This is a genomic window from Thermincola sp. GK-1 (genome assembly GCF_059412445.1).
Map to the genome: position 1 here is coordinate 17398 of NZ_JBSQAT010000001.1, position 20560 is coordinate 37957.

The 20560-nt window shown below is 47.4% G+C and carries 23 protein-coding genes; all 23 read right to left on the reverse strand.

The window, feature by feature from the left end; translation table 11 throughout:
- Positions 1-2 precede the first annotated feature (2 nt).
- Positions 3-641: an HAD family hydrolase gene (locus ACSNJE_RS00110; RefSeq protein ID WP_052218687.1), complete on the reverse strand. Its 639-nt coding sequence runs from the start codon at positions 639-641 to the stop codon at positions 3-5.
- A gap of 159 nt (positions 642-800) precedes the next feature.
- Positions 801-1598: a methyltetrahydrofolate cobalamin methyltransferase gene (locus ACSNJE_RS00115; protein ID WP_013118984.1), complete on the reverse strand. Its 798-nt coding sequence runs from the start codon at positions 1596-1598 to the stop codon at positions 801-803.
- Between the two features lie 57 nt (positions 1599-1655).
- A complete protein-coding gene (locus ACSNJE_RS00120) occupies positions 1656-2282 on the reverse strand; it encodes a corrinoid protein (protein WP_461567767.1) in 627 nt (208 codons plus the stop codon).
- A 56-nt stretch (positions 2283-2338) separates the two neighbouring features.
- Positions 2339-3784: a trimethylamine methyltransferase family protein gene (locus tag ACSNJE_RS00125; RefSeq protein WP_013118982.1), complete on the reverse strand. Its 1446-nt coding sequence runs from the start codon at positions 3782-3784 to the stop codon at positions 2339-2341.
- A gap of 66 nt (positions 3785-3850) precedes the next feature.
- On the reverse strand, positions 3851-5056 hold the full coding sequence (locus tag ACSNJE_RS00130; RefSeq protein ID WP_495251682.1) for a homoserine kinase: 1206 nt from the start codon (positions 5054-5056) through the stop codon (positions 3851-3853).
- A gap of 314 nt (positions 5057-5370) precedes the next feature.
- Positions 5371-6006 (reverse strand): cobalamin B12-binding domain-containing protein, encoded by a 636-nt coding sequence (locus tag ACSNJE_RS00135; RefSeq protein WP_461567776.1) that lies wholly within the window; start codon positions 6004-6006, stop codon positions 5371-5373.
- A 21-nt stretch (positions 6007-6027) separates the two neighbouring features.
- Positions 6028-7323 (reverse strand): PocR ligand-binding domain-containing protein, encoded by a 1296-nt coding sequence (locus ACSNJE_RS00140; RefSeq protein WP_495251683.1) that lies wholly within the window; start codon positions 7321-7323, stop codon positions 6028-6030.
- Between the two features lie 29 nt (positions 7324-7352).
- Positions 7353-8021 (reverse strand): UbiX family flavin prenyltransferase, encoded by a 669-nt coding sequence (locus ACSNJE_RS00145; protein WP_495251684.1) that lies wholly within the window; start codon positions 8019-8021, stop codon positions 7353-7355.
- 55 nt (positions 8022-8076) lie between these two features.
- Entirely contained in the window at positions 8077-9270 is a 1194-nt protein-coding gene (locus ACSNJE_RS00150; RefSeq protein WP_052218681.1) for an acetate/propionate family kinase, read from the reverse strand.
- Between the two features lie 61 nt (positions 9271-9331).
- Positions 9332-9988 carry a phosphate propanoyltransferase gene (gene pduL / locus ACSNJE_RS00155; protein WP_013118973.1) on the reverse strand — a complete coding sequence of 219 codons (657 nt, stop codon included), beginning with the start codon at positions 9986-9988 and terminating at the stop codon, positions 9332-9334.
- An 18-nt stretch (positions 9989-10006) separates the two neighbouring features.
- Positions 10007-11464, reverse strand: coding sequence for an acetaldehyde dehydrogenase (acetylating) (locus ACSNJE_RS00160; RefSeq protein WP_013118972.1), 1458 nt, complete (start codon positions 11462-11464; stop codon positions 10007-10009).
- Between the two features lie 53 nt (positions 11465-11517).
- Positions 11518-12165, reverse strand: coding sequence for a BMC domain-containing protein (locus ACSNJE_RS00165; RefSeq protein ID WP_052218680.1), 648 nt, complete (start codon positions 12163-12165; stop codon positions 11518-11520).
- Positions 12166-12186: 21 nt separating this feature from the next.
- Positions 12187-12468 carry an ethanolamine utilization microcompartment protein EutM gene (eutM, locus tag ACSNJE_RS00170; protein ID WP_242653755.1) on the reverse strand — a complete coding sequence of 94 codons (282 nt, stop codon included), beginning with the start codon at positions 12466-12468 and terminating at the stop codon, positions 12187-12189.
- A 79-nt stretch (positions 12469-12547) separates the two neighbouring features.
- On the reverse strand, positions 12548-13237 hold the full coding sequence (locus ACSNJE_RS00175; RefSeq protein ID WP_495251685.1) for a cupin domain-containing protein: 690 nt from the start codon (positions 13235-13237) through the stop codon (positions 12548-12550).
- 57 nt (positions 13238-13294) lie between these two features.
- On the reverse strand, positions 13295-13843 hold the full coding sequence (locus ACSNJE_RS00180) for a BMC domain-containing protein (protein ID WP_474774062.1): 549 nt from the start codon (positions 13841-13843) through the stop codon (positions 13295-13297).
- Complete coding sequence (locus ACSNJE_RS00185; RefSeq protein WP_495251686.1) at positions 13840-15177, reverse strand: 4Fe-4S dicluster domain-containing protein; 1338 nt, start codon at positions 15175-15177, stop codon at positions 13840-13842. The genes ACSNJE_RS00180 and ACSNJE_RS00185 overlap by 4 nt, the downstream gene beginning before the upstream one ends.
- Positions 15174-15452, reverse strand: coding sequence for a EutN/CcmL family microcompartment protein (locus ACSNJE_RS00190; protein ID WP_013118966.1), 279 nt, complete (start codon positions 15450-15452; stop codon positions 15174-15176). Before ACSNJE_RS00190 ends, ACSNJE_RS00185 begins: the two co-directional genes overlap by 4 nt.
- Positions 15453-15473: 21 nt before the next feature.
- Entirely contained in the window at positions 15474-15788 is a 315-nt protein-coding gene (locus ACSNJE_RS00195) for a BMC domain-containing protein (RefSeq protein ID WP_052218677.1), read from the reverse strand.
- Between the two features lie 10 nt (positions 15789-15798).
- Complete coding sequence (gene eutJ / locus ACSNJE_RS00200) at positions 15799-16626, reverse strand: ethanolamine utilization protein EutJ (RefSeq protein ID WP_474660212.1); 828 nt, start codon at positions 16624-16626, stop codon at positions 15799-15801.
- 20 nt (positions 16627-16646) lie between these two features.
- Positions 16647-17414 (reverse strand): cobalamin adenosyltransferase family protein, encoded by a 768-nt coding sequence (locus ACSNJE_RS00205; protein WP_052218675.1) that lies wholly within the window; start codon positions 17412-17414, stop codon positions 16647-16649.
- A 39-nt stretch (positions 17415-17453) separates the two neighbouring features.
- Positions 17454-18116: an ethanolamine utilization microcompartment protein EutL gene (gene eutL, locus ACSNJE_RS00210; RefSeq protein WP_013118962.1), complete on the reverse strand. Its 663-nt coding sequence runs from the start codon at positions 18114-18116 to the stop codon at positions 17454-17456.
- A gap of 36 nt (positions 18117-18152) precedes the next feature.
- A complete protein-coding gene (locus ACSNJE_RS00215) occupies positions 18153-19628 on the reverse strand; it encodes an ethanolamine ammonia-lyase reactivating factor EutA (RefSeq protein WP_495251687.1) in 1476 nt (491 codons plus the stop codon).
- A gap of 15 nt (positions 19629-19643) precedes the next feature.
- Positions 19644-20549 (reverse strand): ethanolamine ammonia-lyase subunit EutC, encoded by a 906-nt coding sequence (eutC, locus tag ACSNJE_RS00220; RefSeq protein WP_013118960.1) that lies wholly within the window; start codon positions 20547-20549, stop codon positions 19644-19646.
- Between the last annotated feature and the right edge of the window lie 11 nt (positions 20550-20560).

A 20560-nucleotide genomic window follows, 5' to 3' on the forward strand; every position in this document is an offset into this window, starting at 1 on the left:
TGTTATTCTTCCGATTGCTTGCTTTTCTCTGATAATAATTCCGCAAGTTCCTCCGGAGTCTCCACTAAATAATCAGGAAAAACTTCTTTGAGTTTTTGAGCTCCGTGCCATCCCCATGCAACTCCGACGGTACTGGCACCGCCCTCTCTACCTTCGATGATGTCTCCTCGGGTATCTCCCACGTAAAAAGCGGGTAATTCTGGATGTTTTTTAATAGTGGATTGTATCTTTTTTATTTTGCTTTTTTCCTTTTCGGCCCCGAGTACCTCCTTAAAACAACTGATACCGTGCTTACCCAGTACCTTTACGGGGACGCTGGATATGTTGGAGGTGATGATATAAATAGTATTTTGTTCGGCTATTCTCTCTAATGCCTGTCCCATGCCGGGGAAGAGCCGGATTTTGTCTAAATATCCTTTGGCCAGTTCTTCATAGCGAACCAGAATTTTATTTATAGTAACGGCATCTACACCAAAACGGGCTAACGTTTCATAAACATTGCCGTCAAAAAGAGCCAGCGCATCCTCCTGACTTTTCAACCCAAGAAAGCCGTTTTCCCGGCAAGCCCTAATAAAATTGTTGGTAAACTGTGCAAGGGAGTCTACAATAACCCCGTCATAATCAAACATCACCAAAGCCATCTCCAAAGCGCCTCCCGGTTTGTTTTAAGAACATAAATAATTATACCATTTTTATGTCTTGGCTAAAAACTGAAAAAAGATCCCCTTACTCAGTAGAGGAAGGGGAATGACAAGAAGAAAAGGAGCTAAGTAGGGTTCTAGATAGCAAAGTTTTGTTTTTTAGAATTCAAATTTACCTGCACGGAATGCGCCAAGGTAATTGCAACAGAAATCGTCTCTTCCGGCCAAAGCTTCAGCAGCAATAAGACCGGCCATCATTTGCTTGTCCAGCGGGTTGATAATCAGACCGTCAAGTCCTTTGGCAATAGCCATTATGGCAAAGGCCTGGTTCAGGAATTTACGGTTAGGCAAACCGTAGGAAATGTTTGACAACCCGCACATGGTATGAACTCCTTTAAACCTGGTCATAATAGCTTCTACGGCGTTGAGAAATTCAATGCCAAAATTGCTGTTGGTTCCTATCGGTTGAACCAATGGGTCTACATAAATGTTGTCTATAGGAATGTTGTTTTTAACCAGGCCGTTAATCAGTTCGTCGGCAATTTTCAGCCTGTCTTCTGTAGTTTCAGGCATACCGCCATCACTCATACACAAAGCTACTACCTTGTAATCGGTACCGGCGATAATCGGCAATAATGCATCGTAACGCTCTTTCTCCAGTGATATGGAATTTATCATCGGGGTTCCTTTGTGCACGGCAAGAGCCGCTTCAATAGCCTTCGGGTCAGGGCTGTCAATACAGCAAGGCCCGTCTACCACTTCCTGAACATTTTTAACCAGCCACTGCAGGTATTCAGGCTCTTTGCCCACAAAGATACCGGCATTAACATCTATATAGTTTGCGCCTGCTTCATGTTGTTCTTTGGCAATCTGCTTAATATAATCCGCATTTTGAGTCTCAATAGCTTCTTTAATAGGTTTGCGGCTGGCATTGATGAGTTCTCCCACTACTATCATTAACCGATTCCTCCTGTGTGTAAGTTTTTATAAATGTGCTGGTCGTGCCATTATTCCTTATGCCGATGCCAATTCACGGGCTTTTTCAACAGCTCCTGGCGCATCTTCAGCATAACCGTCGGCTCCAATTTTATTGGCAAACTCCTGGGTGACAGGCGCCCCTCCAACCATAGTCTTAATGTCCAGGCCCTGAGCCTTGACAGCCTTGATAACTTCTTCCATACCGGGCATCGTAGTAGTAAGAAGAGCCGACATACAAATAACGTTGGCGTTCTTTTCTTTGGCAGTATTCACAAACTTCTCTGTGTCAACGTCAACACCCAAATCAATTACGTCAAATCCAGCACCTTCCATCATCATAGCCACCAGGTTCTTGCCGATATCGTGCAGGTCACCTTTAACTGTACCTATGACAATGGTCCCCGCGGATTTGGCCGCTGATTGAGCAAGGAGGGGTTTTAATTCGTCCAAACCGGCCTTCATAGCCTGCGCAGACCTCAGCATCTCCGGAACGAATAGCTCTCCTTCGCTGAAAAGGCGGCCCACTTCATCCATAGCTGCAATCAAGCCGTCATTTAAAATGGTTGACACATCAGTCCCGTTGGCCAGTTCATGCTTAACCAGCTCAACAACCTTTGCATTATTAAAATCAATTACTGCCTGATAAATATCCTTAATGCTCATGTTTATCGCTCCTTATTTTTAAAAATTTATGGTCAAATACCTGGCAAACAATAGATTTACTCATACCAACGGGCGTCGCCTGCTACTATGCCCGGGAAATGAGCCCGGATTTTTTCATCCAGTTCTGCCGGGAACCGGGCCGGGTTTTCCTTGGTCAATATTTTCTTAGCTTCTTTCATTGCACGGGCATGAGCATCCGGACGGCCCATATCTTCCCAACGACCTCTGGGGTCACGGTTGGCAACTTTGGGCAGTACAGCGGTGGTACGCATATTGGCCATAGTGTGCTCAAGATCCATGTAAGAACCTCCCGGACCTACCTGCTTGATCAGGTCGAGAGCCATGTTTTCTTCGCTAAATTCCATGCCTCTCTTGATACGTTTGAGCATGAGAGCAATTTCGTTGTCAATTACAGCCTTGGCAAAATCAAAGGCCATCAGGCTGCCCAGCAGTCCGCCCATATTAAAGAGGTCTGCTCCGGCACAAAGGGCTGCGGTGGTATTAATACCGGTCTCATAACCGGACTGGGCATCATTTACATGGGAGTTAGTTAAGCCAATATAACCCCCGGATGGTACGTTATAAAACCTGGCCATTTCGGTGTGAGCCATCTGCAGAATGCCTGTTTCTACAGCGCCGGGAGCATAGTTTCCTGTACGCATGTCTGCAACAGTGGACAATACGGCATAAATCATTGGAGCTCCTGGACGGATAAGCTGAATCAGGGTAGCCAAAGCCAGGAATTCTGCATTACCCAGAACCAAGGTTCCCATCATTGTCATCGGTGAGGTCATCCCCGCGTTTGGAACTATTGTACCGTATACAGGAAGGCCCATTTCAGTTAGGTATATTACAGCCTCCGTTGATTCCACATCCATAGTCAACGGAGATACTACCGGACAATAGTGATGGTTAATAAAGGGGCGCTCCATATAAGCTTCCTTGCTGCCGGCTATCAGGTAACCCAGTTCTAAAACCTGCTCAAGGTCGGCAATACTCGGAGTGTTGCTACGAACAGGTTTCTTGCAGTTCTTCAATGCCGGGTAGAAACGGGATAAACTGAACTGGCCTTTAGGAGCATCTTCAGCCAGAGTGGAAATAGAAAATACGTCAAAGCCAGGCAGTTCGTTAATCAGATAAGCTATGTTGGCTATGTCGGCAGAAGTTGCGCGCCTTTCTTCCCCGGTAATGGGGTCTATGATGTTCGGAGCAGAGCTTCCTGTTACCACCACCGGCCTGTCCCCAGGCAAGGTAACATCATACTGCGGGTCTTGAGCTGTAAAGGTATAAGTAGGGACAAAAGACTTTCGACATTCTTCAACGATTTTGCGCGGAATTTTCACCAGGGTTGTCTGGTTGTCCACTTCGCACCCGTGCTTGGCAAAAATTTCGCGCGCCTTTTTGTTGCGGACCAAAAGACCAACATTTTCGAGGATCTCCAGAGAAGCCTCGTGAATCCGCACACGTTGTTCATCTGTAAAAAACCTGGTAAATTGTTGCATGATGTAACACTCCCTTTTAGTTATGATTTTGTGTTCCCGGCAATAGGCCCTTTCCAGGCGGATTGATTAAATGCTATTAGCAATTTCCAGGAGCACATCCCAGTTTTTCCGAATCCAGTTCATTAACTTAACCTGGTGCTGCAAATAGGTCAGGTATTCAAACACGTTCAGCTCGCCTAAATTACTGTAATAATCCCTAAGAGCCCAGAAAATTAAATACATATTGCCGGCTGCCAACATAGTGGGTAAATGTTTCTTTTCCACTGCGTTGAGAGGCTCTAACCCGCCAAGCTCTTTGAGTTTGTTCTGATAGGCTTTCAAGAATATGGCACTCTGGTCAAGCATCATTGTCCCGTCTGTTTCATCTATCCACGAACTACAGCAATAAACCAGACCCAACCCGATATCAAACAGCCTCAGGTCTATCTTGGACCAGTCGAAATCGAAAATACCTACGGCTTTATTGTTAGCATATTTCAGGTTTCCCGGATGGAAATCGCAGTGGATGGGATTCATGGGCATTTTGGCCAATTCTTCGGCCGGTATTTTTATGCGATCTATCTCTTCCAAAATAGAGTCAAGGTTTTTCAGGAAATATTCAGTAAACTTATCTTTCCAGTCAGTTTCTGCGTATTCCTTGAATTTGGCTTTCAAAGTGGGAATGAGTTCCAGAATTTTTGGCTCCACTCTTTCCAAACCTTTGGGGTCAAATCCCCTGGCCGCATTATGGAACGTGGCCAGTATCTCTGCTATGCTGGCAAATTCCTCATCCGTAAGCACGTTTTCAACCCAGGTATACTTGTCTTCGCCCGGAAGGAATTCGTAAACAGCAAAATACCGCTCTTCAGCTTTTTCCCCGGTTCCAATAATCTTCTTCAGAAAACTCCTGCCGTCTTTTGTCCGGTAGATTCCGGCAGCCATATCCAAACCGTTTGCCTTAACAAAGTCAAGCAGGGAATGTTCAAACATAATTTCCTTTTCAGTTACACCCTTTTTGTAAAGCCTCACAAAAAACTCCTGCTTTTGCCCGTCCTTCTCGGTATAGATCCCAAAACTCCTGTTCACATACCCGCCGAAAATTTCATAAAGCTCTGTAACCTTGCCAATGTCATAATGAGCAACGACTTCGGAAATTATGGACCAGATAAAGGCCTGGTCCAGGGCTTTATATAGCTCTTCGGACCTTTTTTTGTTCTCTTCGCTCTCTATATACAAGCCAAAAATCCTGTCGGTTGTCAGTTCGGGAAATTGCTGCATTTTTGATGTGTCCATTCAAATCCTCCTTTTCCCCTGTCATTAGTTTGCCCCAAAATAAGTTGACGATAATTTTCCCCATTTTTCCCCCTTTCAAAATTTTTTGACAATTTCTTGCTGCTTGTCCCGCTTGTTCCTTTCTTTATTAAAATTATCTGATAAAAGGTCTTTAAATCCCATAGATGATATTGTGCAGAATATGTAACATCTTGCGTTTTCGAGTAGAATATTGCTAACAACTCTAACAAGCATAAAAAAATGAAGCTTTGTCCCTTTAAAAGGCAAAAACTTCAGGATAAGCATTGATATTTAGCCGGTGTAACAGACTTATTCTAAATTTTAACGTGTTCCGCCACCCAGTCAACAGCGGCTTTACCATCATACCCGTAACCGTCGGCGCCTATTTCTTCGGCAAATTGCTTCGTTACCGGCCCCCCACCGACAAGAACTTTTACTTTATCCCTTAACCCGACTCTCTTCAATTCGTTAATTGTATCGAGCATGGACGGCATTGTTGTTGTCAGCAGTGCCGACATGGCCAAAACATGCGGTTTATGTTTCCGTACAGCCCAAACAAAATCCTCAACGGGTACATCTATCCCCAGGTTAATAACCTCATACCCTTTAGCTGTCAAAAACATACTGACCAGGTTTTTCCCAATATCATGTAGGTCGCCGGCTACTGTTCCGATGAGAATCTTAACCGTCTTTTCCTGTTTCGGTGGATAAACAAGTTTCTGCTGCAACAGGCGAATAGCTCCATGCATAGCCCGGGCAGATTTCATAACCTCAGGAATAAATATCTCACTTCCCCTGAACTGCTGGCCCACTTCTTCCATAGAGGGAATCAAGGCTTCATTAAGAATTTGTTCGGGCGAGACGCCCTCCTCCAGAGCCATGGCGGTCAGGCGCCGAATTTCCGCCGTATCTCCTGTTTTAAGGGCATAAGCTATCTGCGCAAGATACAAATTCCTCTCTTCCTTTCTGTCTTACATCAACTGCTTCTTATAAGCGGACGGGGTGATTCCTTCTTTTTTCTTGAAGACCCGGCAAAAATACCCGGGGTCGTTGTAACCGATTTTTTCAGCAATATCTATTATAGTGAAACGGGGATTGGACAACATTTTCTTGGCCTCTTCCATGCGCACCCTGGTCAAATATTCCATAATGGTGCAATTCAACTGTTCCTTAAAGATGTGGCTGAGATGATACGGGCTGATAAAACAAGCCTGGGCAATATCGTTGAGACTTAGGTTGCGGTCATAATTTTTCCGGATAAATTCCGTTGCCCTTTCTATTACCTCAAGGTGTTTTAGGTTGACATTACCATAAATAATCTCCATTATACTATCCAGAGCTTTGAAAATCCAGTTGGACAGCTCGTCTACCCGCTCATTCCGGGAAAATTCATCGAGATAACGGTAGTTCAAATCGAGCAGCTTATCCGGGTCTGCGCCCGCTTCCGCCGCAGCCCGGGAAATAGTAACCATTAATTCCAGAATACGGACCTTAAAAACACGCGGTTTAGCCACAAATTTTTCGACCAGGTCGGAAACTAACCAGTTCAACAGGTTCATAGCATTTTCTTTGTCGCCAAGTCGCACCGCCGCCATTAATTCTTTTTCCTTCTGCAACAAAGAGTGGCCGTATATGCGGCCTTCCACTTCGACAAGTTTTTGTTCCAACTCTTTGCGCTGGCGAATTTCATCGTTTAACTGCGCCTGCCGGCGAGCGATTTCCTTACGCTGCTGTACCGCCACGTTACTACTTTGCATAACATGGTTAGCCACAACAAATAACAGGTCGGCTGCGGCTTGTACCTTGCGGCCGGATAGCACCTCCAACTCCCCGGCTGCCTTTATTAATTCGCCTTGTTTTACGTTTAATCCGGCGGTCATCTCTGAAATTTCTTCCCAAAAGAAGTCTTCCGGTTCCCACATTAGTACTTGCCCACAAATAATGGAACCTAAAAGTGTACCTTCAATCACAATGGGGGCCGCAAAAGCTACCAATCCGGCATGGCACCGAAAAATATAAGGTTCGCCGAACTGGGCCGCCTGCAAGCCGGCCCTTGCATAAGACCCCCTGCATTTATTACAACCGACAGGGTCACCCTTAATAATCCTACAAAATGTACAATCCTTTTCAGAGTTTGCTGGGAGCAGCGTCCGGCCGTCCCTGTCCACAATAATTGCATTAAGTCCGGTAGCCGCAGTAAAGGATGATAAAATTCTCAATAAAACGTCTTCCGATACATGATGCAATAAATCCATAAGTCCGCTCATAATTTTCCCTCCCGCGACCTATGTCGTTATTAGGTTTTTCCGCCCCAACGTTTCACGGAATCAGTCTCTATGCCTAACAGGTCCAACGCCCTTCCAACAATCTGGTTTACTATATCGTCAATCGTTGCCGGCGCCGCGTAAAAAGCAGGTACAGGCGGCATAATTGTAACCCCAATCCTGGCTAGCTTTAACATATTTTCCAGATGAATCGGATTCAACGGAGTTTCCCTGGTTATCAGCACCAGGGGCCTCTTTTCTTTGAGAGCAACATCGGCTGCCCTAACAATCAGCCCGTCGGTATAACCATTGGCTATGCCGGACAGTGTCTTCATACTGCAAGGGGCAATAACCATACCGTCCCACTTAAAGGAACCGCTAGAAAGAGGCGCTGCCAGATCATCTTCGTTATAACAATAGGTGGCCAGCTTTTCAACCTCTTCCACTGTATACCTGGTTTCTGTTTCTATTGTGGTCCTTGCCCATTTACTAATGATAAGGTGGGTTTCAAAGGCCTTCTTTTTAATTTCTTCCATTATTTTTATTCCATAAATAGCGCCTGAAGCGCCGGTAATAGCAACAACCAATTTCAATTTTTCCTTCCCCTCTCTTTCTTTGCTCAAGCCCTGGCCTGTTATGCTCCTACCATGGCATAAATCGCCAGATATTGTTAACCTAGTATACAATATGCTTTGGAGCATTTGCAAGCCTTTTCATTGCAGGGGAAAGTCATTACCCGAATAACCGGGGGAACAATTAATTTATCAATTGCATTGTTTCCGACGCTATCATTAATTCTTCATTCGTAGGAATCACCAGTACTCTTACCCTCGAACCCGATGTTGATATATCCGCTTCCCGGCCCCGGACCATATTTTTCTCCGGATCGACCCATAGATACAGGTAATCCAGTCCCTGACAGATGGCTGCTCTTATCTCGGGCGAATTCTCTCCTAAACCGGCAGTGAAAATAAGTACATCAAGGCCGTTTAGTTCAGCTGCATAAGCGCCGATATATTTTTTTACCCTGTGTACAAACAAATCAATAGCCAGCTTGGCCCGTTTATTCCCTTCAGCAGCAGCCTTTTCCAGGTCACGGAAGTCGCTGCTTAAGCCGGAAACCCCCAGCACACCGCCCATGTGGTTAAGAATTTTGTTGATTTGTGCCGGAGACAAATTGTCTTTCTCCATTAAATACGTGATAATGGCCGGGTCAAGGTCTCCGCTTCTTGTGCCCATTGTGAGACCTTCCAGCGGGGTAAAACCCATACTGGTATCTATCGAACATCCGCCCAGAATGGCGGTTATACTGGAACCACTCCCTAGATGGCAGGATATAATTTTAAGTTCCTGTAGCGGTCTGCTTAACAATGCTTCGGCCCGTTGGGCCACATATTTATGGGATGTCCCGTGAAATCCATACCTGCGGATTCCGTATTCCTCGTAATATCTATAAGGCAAGCCATACATGTACGCATGAGGCGGTATTGTGTGATGAAAGCTGGTATCGAATACTGCCACCTGCCTGATGCCGGGGAGAAGTCTTTCACATGCCTCTATACCCAGCAGATTCGCCGGGTTATGAAGGGGCGCCAGTTCGGCAAGCCGCCTGATTCCCTCCTTGGCAGCATCATCCACCAGGACCGGCCCCTTGAATATCTCTCCTCCGTGCACTACACGGTGTCCAACTGCGTCAATTTCCTTAATGTTGTTTATCACTCCATGCCCGGCATGGGTCAATGCATCAAAAATAATCTCCAGGGCCATACCGTGATGTTTAATCTCCCGCTCCACCCTATAAGGTTCCCGGTCTGCAGGGTAATGGGTCAGGCGGGACCCCGGAATACCGATTCGCTCTACCAGCCCTTTTGCTATTGCCTGTCTTTCTTTCATGTCGAACAGTTGGTATTTTAATGATGAACTACCGGAATTAATTACCAAAACCTTCATGCTTCATCTTCCTTCTGCTTATTTAAGGCGGTCACACAACCGAAGGGCTGTGTGGCCCCCGTTATACAATCTCCAGCAAATCACCGTTCCTTAGGGAAGCAGCGTTTGCCTCATCTACGTCAAGGTGCATTTCCAGCCTGTAGTTTTCATTAACCCTGGCCAGCACCTCTGTGAATATTATCCCTCTTGGGCCGGAACATTTTACATTGACCCGGTCGCCATCTTTTAGACCGAAAATTTCGGCATCGGCAGGATGCAAATGGATATGCCGGGCAGCAATGATACAGCCTTCCGGCAAGGTTACTGATCCCACCGGCCCTACCACCGTTATAGGCGCCGAGCCCTCCAGGTCCCCTGAATCCCTGATAGGCGCTTTTACGCCTAACTTGAAACAGTCAGAAATTGAAATTTCTACCTGCGTTTTCTTTCTTACGGGACCCAAAACGCGGACTTTTTCTATGACTCCCTTGGGACCCACCAGGGTAACCATCTGTTCACTTACAAACTGACCGGGTTGTGAAAGATCCCTCAACTTGGTCAACTGGGCGCCCTTACCAAATAGCGTTGCCAGGTCTTCTGCCGAAATATGCACATGGCGGTTGGAAATACCCAATGGGATTTTTTTATTCCTGTGATCGGCAGGCGCAACTTTAGCCATTTGCTGTAACTGGCTGATAACCTGTTCTGTTATGATTGAAACCAGTTCTTCCCTGTCCAACGGTTCCCACCTGCCCTATCAGCCGGTAGCCTTGCATTGAAGTTGGGTCAAAACCGCCTTGACCACATCGGCAATATCTTCTGAGGTGAACCGCCCCGCATTGGAAAGCTGAGCTGTTCCAGGCGCTGCCTGCCGCAAGCCGTAGGCTTGTCTTTTAATATTGATAAGGTGCAGCGGAGTGACGTTGTCTGACGTGCTGCTACCTCCCCAGGACCCACATCCCAAGGTCAGGGAAGGAGCCAACCCTGTTGTATAGCCAATGCCTCCCAGTGCCGACGGAGTATTGACCAGAATACGGAACACCGGTTTACGAATAAATTCCCGCGCTACTTGTTCATCCTGAGTATGAATCACAAAACTGTGCCCAATACCTCCCAGTTTCAGCAGTTCAATGCTCAGGAGGCAGGCATCATGCCAATCTTTAACAGTATAAAAAGCCAGCACAGTTGTAAGTTTTTCATAGGATAGCGGATAATCAGGTCCATACCCATCCAATGGGGCAATCAAAATACGAGTTCCAACAGGGATTTTAATACCCGCCTTCTCGGCAATAACCTGAGCGCTCTTGCCTACCATAGCCGCATTCATGCCGCCCCGGGGAGTCATGACCACCCTGCTGACAGCCTCTATTTCTTCTTTGTTCAGGAAATAAGCGCCTTGAGCCTTTAATTCGGCTATTACCTGGTCTTTGATGGGCTCATCCACAATTATGGCCTGTTCAGAAGCACAGATTACGCCGTTATCGAAAGTTTTACTCCTGATGATGTCAGCGACCGCTTGCTTAACATCTGCCGTACGCTCAATAAACGCAGGCACATTACCGGGCCCTACACCATAAGCAGGCTTGCCTGAACTATAAGCCGCTTTAACCATGGCGGACCCGCCGGTTGCCAGAATCATCGCTATATCATCATGGCGCATCAGCTCTTGTGTAGCAGCCATGGTGGTTTTGGTCAGGCAGCCGATAATCCCTTCGGGAGCGCCGGCCTTGACTGCCGCCTCATGCATGACCTGGGCAGCCGCATAAGTACACCGGGCAGCGTTCGGATGGGGAGAAAAGACAATAGCATTGCCGGCTTTAACAGATATCAGAGCCTTATATATGGTGGTGGAAGTCGGGTTTGTAGAGGGAATAATCCCCATGATTACACCAACAGGCGCAGCTATTTCCACTATCTTTTTATCGGGGTCTTCCTTAAGCACCCCTACTGTTTTCATGTCTTTTATATATTCATAGACATTAGTTGATGCAAAAATATTTTTAGTTACCTTATCCTCAAAAACCCCAAACTTGGTTTCATCCACTGCCATCTTGGCCAACCACTCGGCATTGGCTTTGCCTGCTTCCGCCATAGCAGCCACAATACGGTTAATTTTCTCTTCGGAAAATTCGGCCAGAATCTCCTGGGCAGCTTTGGCTTTGCGGGCAATGTCCCTTGCTTCCTGGATAGAAATAAGATCATAATCAAAGGCCATTTCCAAGTTTTGCCTCCTTTCCTGGGTTTTCTCTGGGTAAAATTATGCATTTTCTAATTTTTCTTGGCACGTACAATTTCAGCTATTAATTTTTCTTTGTTGGCTCTGGATATTTGCCTGCCTTTAATGGCAATACCTTCTGTTCGCCTGGCTAACCTGCGCAGTTCTTCTACTGACATAGACTTTAAGTGCTCTAAACCGGGAGGTAACTGCGCCTGTTCGTCTGAAACTGTCATGCCGCTATTTCCCAAATTTTCCGGTGCCCTTGACTGAATATTTCCCGGCCCTTCTTCTTCCAGAGCCTCATTATTAATGCCTTCATTAATGCCTTCTTTTTCTGTATATTCTTCCGGGGACACCGGTCCCGGGCCATTACCGCCTGAATCCGGACTGCCATCACCTGGATTGAGAGGTCCTTCTTCCGAATCCCTGTGTTTAATCAGGAGCCGTGGGTCAGCAAGAGGCCTAGGAATTACATGCGCGCTAAAAACTGTGTTTATTTTGGCGGCAGCAGCAGCGCCAGCCGTCACAGAAGCTTGGACTGCTGCCACCTCTCCGTATATGGCAATCATAATCCGGCCGCTTTTTACAATTTCGTAGTTAATAAGTTCGACAGCAGCCGTCTTCAGCGCCACGTCAGCAGCTTCTATAGCGGCAACCAGTCCGTAGGTTTCAATCATTCCCAAAGCTTTTTGATTCATTTCCCAAATCTCCCGGCAAGATTATTTTTTTATGGAGGGAAGGATAAACTCTACATCTCCGTGAGGTCTTGGGATTACGTGTACTGAAATAAGTTCGCCAACCCGCTGCGCAGCAGCAGCGCCAGCATCGGTAGCAGCCTTTACGGCGCCTACGTCGCCTCTTACCATAACAGTAACCAATCCGCCGCCGACATGCTCCTTACCGATTAAAGTTACGTTAGCAGCCTTGACCATAGCGTCTGCAGCCTCTATTGCTGCAACCAGGCCTTTTGTTTCAATCATTCCTAATGCATTTGTCATAATTCATAACCCTCCTGATTAATTTAGTTTTTTGTTTCCTATATTTTAATCAATGATGTTCCATGGACTCCGGTCCTTCGTATTAAAGGAATGCGGGCCACGGGGTGGTAACATAAAAGAATTTGCATCTATCCGGAGTAGAGAAGGTGACGGAAGTCCCTTCCGGGATATAGAACACATCCCCGGCCTGGCCCCTGTACGTTTTACCGTTCACTGTAATATCCAGGGTGCCCTCAATCACATAATCCATTTCATTATAGGTTAGCGTCCAATCAAAAGCCGATTCTTCCATTTCCATAAACCCTGCAGCCAGGTGGGGACTCAATTCACGGGTCATGGTCTCCCGAATGCCTACTTTGAGGTTCGGATTACCCGCATCAAAAGGTTCCATTTTTACAGAATTGCCTTTTACCAGTACAACACCGGAACCATCAACCTCTCTGACCAGATTAGGTTCCTTTGGCACACCGGGCAAAGAATCCAACACTTTTTTCACAATTTCAGCAATCAGATGCGGAGGAATGTCTTCTATTTTTGTAACAGAACTGACAGTATGCTTCTTGGTGTCCAAAGCTTCATTTGTTGTCGAAAACTGCCCTTTTATGCCAGAAGATGGTTGTTCAGGAGGCGTCTCATAACTGATTGTAATTTTCATTTCTTTGGCCAGGTCTTTGGCCGAAGGTGTAATAATGGTGCCCGGTTCAACATACAGTACCGCCTGCCCTGAAGCGGAAAGTTTTTTGACATCCGCAGCAGTAATGAGTTTTTTCACCTTTTCACCTCCCTTTCGATATTTTTAAACCTCAGTGCAAAATCTCCGCATATTTTATCAATAAAGGTGTGGTTTAAGGTTGGGGTGCGGCGAAGGGATAACTATCTGATTAACCAACAACCCTTTCTCTGCAGCGGTAGCCGCACCGGTTGAAACGGACGTCTTAACGGCGCCCACATCCCCAGTAAGGGTGACAAAAGACTTACCGCCGATAGCCAGCCCCAAACGAATTTCCAGTAAATCAACTTCAGCAGCTTTCACTGCCGTATCGGCAGCCACTATCAGCGAAGCCAGCGAAAAGGTTTCGATTATGCCTAAAGCCCTGATTTCATTTACCTGGGCCGTGCCGTTTATAGCAGGAATCACGGACGGGTGAACATTCGGCAGTACAAATTCATCAACAACGGAAGCTGAGCCCTGGTTTATACCTGCTTTAACGGAGCTTTGCACAGCAGCCACATCACCCCAGACCAGAACTACATATTTACCCGGACAAACAGTCCGGCAGACAAGGGGCTCTACCTGTGCTGCCTTAAACATAATGTCTGCTGCTTCTATTCCTTTGGCAATGCTGTTAAACTCAACTAAACCAATGGCCCGGATCATGATTCACCACCTCTCTCCCCATCCGATTCGATCTCTACATAGTCCTTTATCGCTGTTACAGTACCGTTAATGCTGGCGTGAACATTTGCGCCCAGGGCGCTTTCCGGTATTGCGGCTACTAAATCTCCTTTTTGCACTTTTTGACCTACATGCACCACCGGGATACCTGGCGCGCCAATGTGTTGCCGCAAAGGAATACGGACTAGTCTGGGAACATAAGTTTCCTCAGAGAGCGGGGCCGGTTGGTCGTATGCAGTTAACCCAAGCCTTGCTATCAGCCGTTTGGACGGTATTTTCCGGTATTCACGAACAATGGAGACATTGGTGGAGTTATCTGATGAGGCCCATTTTATACCCTGTTTGCCAAGTTCTCTTTTGATTGCCGCGTTTACCTGCCTGGGAGAAAGCTGCATAGGGCATCCATATAATTCACATGCTCCACATTCACAGCAGAGTAACGCCGTTTTCGTGTCTTCATTTGGCCTCATCCAGGCAAGTCCCCGCATAATTTTATGTGGGGCTAACCGGTGTCCCAGCAAATGACGTGGGCAAACCTCGGTACACATGGAACATTGAATACATACTGACCTGGATCTCTTTACGACCGTTTCCCATGGCAGGCTTTTAAGGACTATCAATTTATGGTTTGCCGGCAGAACTATCAAGCCTTTGGTAACCTTAGTTACGGGCTGAGAAACATCAGGCAGAACCGGTCCCATCATGGGCCCCCCGTCAATGACAGCTTTATTCTGCATATCTTTTACTCCAGCCAGGGCCAACGCTTCGGAAATGCTTGTTCCGATGGGAAGTTTCAGAGTAACAGGCTGTTCCACTTCACCGGTTACGGTAAGGTAGGTTTCCGTGACAGGGATACCTTCGATGGCATTGGCGATATTGATAGCAGTCTCAACGTTAGTGACCACGCATCCGACCTTGAGGGGGATACCCCCTTCCGGGACCACCCTGCCCGTTACCTCATACACTAAAACCTGTTCATCACCGGCCGGAAAAAAGTCCCCCAGCTTAAAAACTTCTACAGGTTTTCCGGCTGTTGCCTCTGTCAGGACCTCTATAGCTTCCTTATACTTATACTTTAGAGCTATGAAGGCTCTGGAAGCCCCGGTAGCATCCATTACTGCCTCTATGCCTTTAATTAACCGTTCTGCCCGGGCAGCCATCAATTGCTGGTCCACCCTCAATAAAGGCTCGCATTCAGCGCCATTGATAATTATAAATTCTGCCTCGGCCGCTATTTTCACATGAGAAGGGAATCCTGCCCCTCCAGCGCCCACTACCCCTGCTTCTCGCACGAGTTTAATCGTTTCCGCTTTCATTCAACCACCCCGTTTAGTGGCTCTTCCTGGTTTTCATCTATAATTCCTACAATTATGGCATCAACAGGAGTATTATCCAGGCCGTGCGCTCGTCTGGCGGACCCGCCCTGGGTAACCAGCACTCTTTCGCCAATCCCTGCTCCCACAAAATCGGCGGCAACAATATAGCGACCGGGCGGCTTATCCAGGGTTTTGACCACCATTAACTTCAGTCCGTTTAGGCAGTCAAGCTTTCGTGTCGACCATATACTATTGACTACTTTTCCAATAATCATCTTTTCACCTCATCACACCCGTCATCGCTGCCCGGCGGAGGCCCACGGGATTTCAAATCTGTCCGCTATATCCTTAAGGGCGCACTCCACGGCAGCGGTATCGCCATATATGGCAATCATGGTGAAATGTTGGGGGCAAACCCCTCTGATTTCCTCTACCTTTACCTGAGCCGCTTTCTCAGCAATATCTGCAGCCGCAACCATTTCAGCTAGGTTCCCCTGTACTAGCCCTATTGCCGCGGGTGGATTTTGTTCCAGATCCGGCTGACCGGGACTCCTCCTGGCCAACATTGACAAGGCGCCTCTGGAAGGGGATTTTATAAACTGGATATGCATCTAATCCCTCCTAACTCCTGGGAACACTGAGGGCAATTCCCAGCGGAGTTACCAGGAAAGGATTTTCGGGTTTAAAGGTAGGGACCCCCGTCTCGTCCCTGATTACCTTTTCAATTCCTGCGTAACAGCTTGTCCCACCGGCCAGGTAGATGGCATCCACATTTTGACCTTGAATATGCCTGTTGATTATAGAGGCCACTTTTTGCATTACGGGTTTCACTATAGGGAACAGTTCTAGCTGTTTATGCGGGTCCTGTTTTAAACTTTCGGCTTCCTCAAAGGACACTTTGCATGCCCCGGCAATGACCAGGTTAAAATGGGTTCCTCCCGTAGGCTCATCAGCAACGTATACAACTTTTCCACCTTTTAAAACGGCAACCCCGGTAGTACCGCCCCCTATATCAATGACGGCCCCATTTTGGATGCCCAAAACCTTGTTTGCCGCTGTACATTCGTCCACCAGAGCCGTTACTTCGAAACCGGCAGCCTCGGCAACATTGCGAATTGCCCGCTGGTCACCTACCTCTGTCCCTGGAGGATATGCAGCTCCACCCAGTTCCAGTTCGGTATTCAAATCTTCTTCCAGCTTGTTTTTTAACTCTCTGACAATGCCGACGGCTCCCAGGTAATCAACCACCAGGCCGTCTTTTACCACCTGAGCAAAACGTGAAGCGCCTGCTATCGGCGTCCCTTCTTCATCGACAACCGCCAGGACAATGTAGGCCGTCCCCAAATCCACCCCGGTATAAAGCCTGGCACCCTTTTTTACAGGCTTGGGGTTAGATATTCTGTTGGCAAATTCCGCTATAACCCTGTTCACGTCGTCCAAGTTTTTCAACGTAGTTTCTCTCCCATCTGTCAACAACCAACTTTATAGCGACCTGCGGTTAACTGAATCATCATGATGTAAATCAGGCTGCTTAACCTATTTAAGGCCTGGATAATGTCCGGGCGCTCTACTTCAGCCGGTTGCCCGCAAAAAGCATCCATCGCCGCCAACTCCAGTTCACGGCACTGGGTCCGGAGAAGATTCAGCAGAGCCATCAATTTGCCGTGGGCAGGCTGAGGCGTAATGTGGCCTACCCCGTAATACTTGTCCGGTTTATGTGAATGTTCCCTGATTTCCTGTAACGACAATCCGCGATAACTTAGCGGAGGTAAAGGTTGTTCTCTGACCTCGGCGCTCATAATTTGCCGGCTGTACTCCAGTAGTTGGTGCAGGTCCTGGGCCAAATCCCCGTATCCAGCATTTTTTGCTTCTACGATAGCTTCGATTAAAAACGCTTCGAAGGAATCTAACTTGCCTCTGAATTTAATGCGTGGATGGTTTTTTAACACCAGTGTGCTGCCCCGCAAGTGGGTCATATGCTCAGGTTTTTCTCCGCTGTTTTCGTGGGTTGCCGGACTTCCGCCTGGAGGGCTTCCACTGCTGTTCGCGTGGAACTGAGCCTTCGGCATCTGTGCCGCTGCCTTTTTGTTAGCCGATTCCTCAATAACTTTTATCCTTCGCTCACTGAGAAACTGTAGTGCCGAAGGCGTCAGTTTTACCCCGGCCGGTACTGTGAAAGAAGTAAATTCCTTTTGCTTATACAGCTCCCTGAGCTCTGATTCCGTAATTACTCTCATATTACCCGGCCTCCCCGTAGCCTTTTGGCTGACAGTAAATTAAATGGCATAATCCTTGGGACTACGGGCTACACCAAGAACAGCATCACGGAAAGCCTCAGTAGCTGCTTTGCAGGCGCTCTGTGAACCGGTAAGCAATCCGCCACCAAAGTTGGTTTCACCTGGAGGCCCGTACCATACGGCCATCCTTACATCAGCAGCTTTAAGAGCTGCGTCCACGCCAAATACAGACTCAAGAGGAGGAGCAATAAGGTAGGCTAGGGCATCCCCTTCTTTGATCCCCGCTACCTTGGAGAGATAAGAGCCGGTCCGGGAAATGGTGTGCGCATAAAAAGCTATTTTCCCCTCCGGATCAGCGGCATAGAAGAAGGCTTCCTCGTTGACAGTCTGAGCAGCCGCCGATAAACCCGCTTTTATTTCAGCCGGATCAGGGCCGGCTAATATACCAATAAACTCACCGGACAAAGGTCCTGATGCATGGGCAGCGCCGGCGTAAAAAGATTTTGCGTAAACAACTTCCACCTCTGCCTTTTTTGTGGCTTCATCAATGGCGGTATAGCCAACATCGTCTATAGTACAGGTAAACATCCCTATACTTCTCTGGTCAGGCCTTAAATTTAGACTTTCGGCCAAATCCTTAGACACATTCGGTATCATTCTTACCGCCAGAATTTCCGCTTTAATAGGGTCTAAAATTGCCATCGGATTGTCTAAACCTCCTTTTGTTTATTGCTCATTTCAGATTTTCAGGTTTTCAAATACCAGCGTTTTGACCACAACCGGTACGACTCTGCCACCCATTATAGGTTTTCCGATATCAATAAAGTCGCCTTCACCGACTTCTACCTGGTCAACACATATTACATCAGCAGCATGCCCTAATTTTAGCTGCAAAGTCTGCCCAAGCACCTTGGCACAATCTTTGCGCAATACAACAATTAAAGGTCTTTCTTTGGAAATAAAACCTGCCATGCCTTGCACCAGGCCCTCTGCAAGGTCCTGAATGGCCTGGAATGAAATGGTTTTTGGGCCTTCCATGGCCAAGGCCACACTCTCAGCAGAACCGTCGGAAATCACCCGGTGCACAGCCCTTTTGATCTGGTCAGCAATTTCTGCCGTCGACTGCGGCATTTCCCGGCTGAAGGGAGAAACGACAGTCACATTACGTATTGGAAGAGCGGTATCTTCCACAGTGATGGTACTGCCACTGATATCTACAGAATGGGCGCCTGCGCCTATTACCGTAGCCCTGATGGTTTCGCCGGGTCTTTCCAGACTGATGCCGGCACGGGCTGACTCTTCCCTGATAGCCCACCCCAACAGAGGTCCGATATCTCCGTATCGCGAAACCTGGGCAACGGAAATCGGTTGGAAATCACTGTATACATAATCCGCCACTCCACCCGAGAACATAACGATTTCCACTGGATAATCCAGTTTCAACTGAGGTGTCATCAATAATTCACGGGTCATGTCTGAGATGTCAGTTGATGTGATAGCCTCTACAATACTTCCGGCCATATGCCGGGCCACAGTTTTCAGTTCCTCAATCCCCACACGGTCTCCCACCTGCCACTGAAACCCGCACTCCCGCAGCACAATCCTTGCAGGATCGGCAATGTAGATGATTTTATCAGTGCAGGGTTCCAGTTCTATCAGATGCCCTCCAATATTGATGCAAGCCGTGTCAATTACCCTGCCTTCTTTAAAAACGCCTATATTGGCAGTTCCGCCGCCAACATCGACGTTTACAGTAACGCGGTGCTTTTCTTTTGAATACTGCGCCGCCCCTGAGCCTTTGCCCGCAAGAATAGATTCCAGGTTAACGCCGGCGGTGGCTACAACAAAATCTCCCGCCAAACCAGCCATAGACTCAACAATCTTTCTGGCATTTTCCTTTTTGGCCGTTTCGCCTGTGATAATAACAGCTCCTGTATCAATATCTCCGGGTGTTAACCCCGCTGTCCGGTATTCCTCTTCCACTATACCGGAAACAGCAGCAGCATCTATAATATGGTGGTCCAGCAGGGGAGTAAAATAAATCTTGCTCCTGTGCAACACTTCCTTGTCGGTAATCTCCATGCGCGGCACCGACGACCCGGGAGCCGTATTTCTTATAGTCATGCGGCTAATAACCAGTTGAGTGGTTGTTGTACCGATGTCAATGCCCACGCTTATGATGCTCTGGCAGTTCACGTTTTCTGATTTGTTCACCTGAAACCACCTGTTTTATGCGTGCAGATTGAGTTTCATGCCGCTGGCCTTGGCTGCCAGTATTTGTTTAATTACATCAACCAGGTGGGCGCCTGCTTCAGCAGGGGGAGTGCCTCCTTTATGAATGTTAGAGAAAGCAGTCCTGTCAGCTTCGACAGTCTTTTCGTTTGGCCGGTATATAATATAGGCGCTCATGCTGTCAGCAGTCACAAGTCCTGGCCGCTCACCAATCAAGGAGATAATCACTTCGGCATTTAACAGCATTCCAACATGGTCCTGAACCCCGACCCGGCCGTTTCTGATAAAAAAGGGTGTTCCCACTTTGATCCCTGCAGCCGTCAAACCCTGGGTCAATACCGGTAAAACATCGGGCACATTGGCCTCAATAGCAGAAGAACTGAGTCCGTCAACAACAATAATTTGTACCTGTGGGTCCTTCTGGCACTTTTCCAAAACAGTCTTGACCGCCTCATCGGAAAGCTTTCTCCCCAGGTCAGGCCGTTTCAGAAATTCTTCTTTGTCCTTTGCTTTTGTCTGTACACAGAACAGGTTCATTCGCTCGAGAAATTCTTCCGACACATCCAAGAAAACAGCATCCATTGCCGCCGCATGATCAGCTAGAAATTTCAAAAACGCCTTTGTTTTCGGCCTTGTGCCCGCCCGATATAAACCGATTCTGGCAGGAGTCTCTTTCTTCATGGCCACAATGGCTTCATAGTTAGCCGGATTGGGAACCCATACACCACTGATATCCGGGACCTCAATAGGTTCCTGGCCCGGATTATCATTTACATCTGCACCGGTGTTCACCTCTAATCTTTTTTTCTGTATCGTCGGTTCTGTACTTTCTGCATTTCCCAGTAATCCTCTTTTGGCAAGCTCTTTTACCACATTTTCAATAATCAGTTGTTCCATTTCCATCGGTGTCACCC

Bases quoted from the DNA above. Each gene is read 5' to 3' on its own strand.
- ACSNJE_RS00110 (WP_052218687.1), bottom strand. From the start codon at position 641: ATGGCTTTGGTGATGTTTGATTATGACGGGGTTATTGTAGACTCCCTT.
- ACSNJE_RS00115 (WP_013118984.1), bottom strand. From the start codon at position 1,598: ATGATAGTAGTGGGAGAACTCATCAATGCCAGCCGCAAACCTATTAAA.
- ACSNJE_RS00120 (WP_461567767.1), bottom strand. From the start codon at position 2,282: ATGAGCATTAAGGATATTTATCAGGCAGTAATTGATTTTAATAATGCA.
- ACSNJE_RS00125 (WP_013118982.1), bottom strand. From the start codon at position 3,784: ATGCAACAATTTACCAGGTTTTTTACAGATGAACAACGTGTGCGGATT.
- ACSNJE_RS00130 (WP_495251682.1), bottom strand. From the start codon at position 5,056: ATGGACACATCAAAAATGCAGCAATTTCCCGAACTGACAACCGACAGG.
- ACSNJE_RS00140 (WP_495251683.1), bottom strand. From the start codon at position 7,323: ATGAGCGGACTTATGGATTTATTGCATCATGTATCGGAAGACGTTTTA.
- ACSNJE_RS00145 (WP_495251684.1), bottom strand. From the start codon at position 8,021: ATGCTCCAAAGCATATTGTATACTAGGTTAACAATATCTGGCGATTTA.
- ACSNJE_RS00150 (WP_052218681.1), bottom strand. From the start codon at position 9,270: ATGAAGGTTTTGGTAATTAATTCCGGTAGTTCATCATTAAAATACCAA.
- ACSNJE_RS00160 (WP_013118972.1), bottom strand. From the start codon at position 11,464: ATGGCCTTTGATTATGATCTTATTTCTATCCAGGAAGCAAGGGACATT.
- ACSNJE_RS00165 (WP_052218680.1), bottom strand. From the start codon at position 12,165: ATGAATCAAAAAGCTTTGGGAATGATTGAAACCTACGGACTGGTTGCC.
- ACSNJE_RS00180 (WP_474774062.1), bottom strand. From the start codon at position 13,843: ATGATCCGGGCCATTGGTTTAGTTGAGTTTAACAGCATTGCCAAAGGA.
- ACSNJE_RS00185 (WP_495251686.1), bottom strand. From the start codon at position 15,177: ATGAAAGCGGAAACGATTAAACTCGTGCGAGAAGCAGGGGTAGTGGGC.
- ACSNJE_RS00190 (WP_013118966.1), bottom strand. From the start codon at position 15,452: ATGATTATTGGAAAAGTAGTCAATAGTATATGGTCGACACGAAAGCTT.
- ACSNJE_RS00195 (WP_052218677.1), bottom strand. From the start codon at position 15,788: ATGCATATCCAGTTTATAAAATCCCCTTCCAGAGGCGCCTTGTCAATG.
- ACSNJE_RS00205 (WP_052218675.1), bottom strand. From the start codon at position 17,414: ATGAGAGTAATTACGGAATCAGAGCTCAGGGAGCTGTATAAGCAAAAG.
- eutL (WP_013118962.1), bottom strand. From the start codon at position 18,116: ATGGCAATTTTAGACCCTATTAAAGCGGAAATTCTGGCGGTAAGAATG.
- eutC (WP_013118960.1), bottom strand. From the start codon at position 20,549: ATGGAAATGGAACAACTGATTATTGAAAATGTGGTAAAAGAGCTTGCC.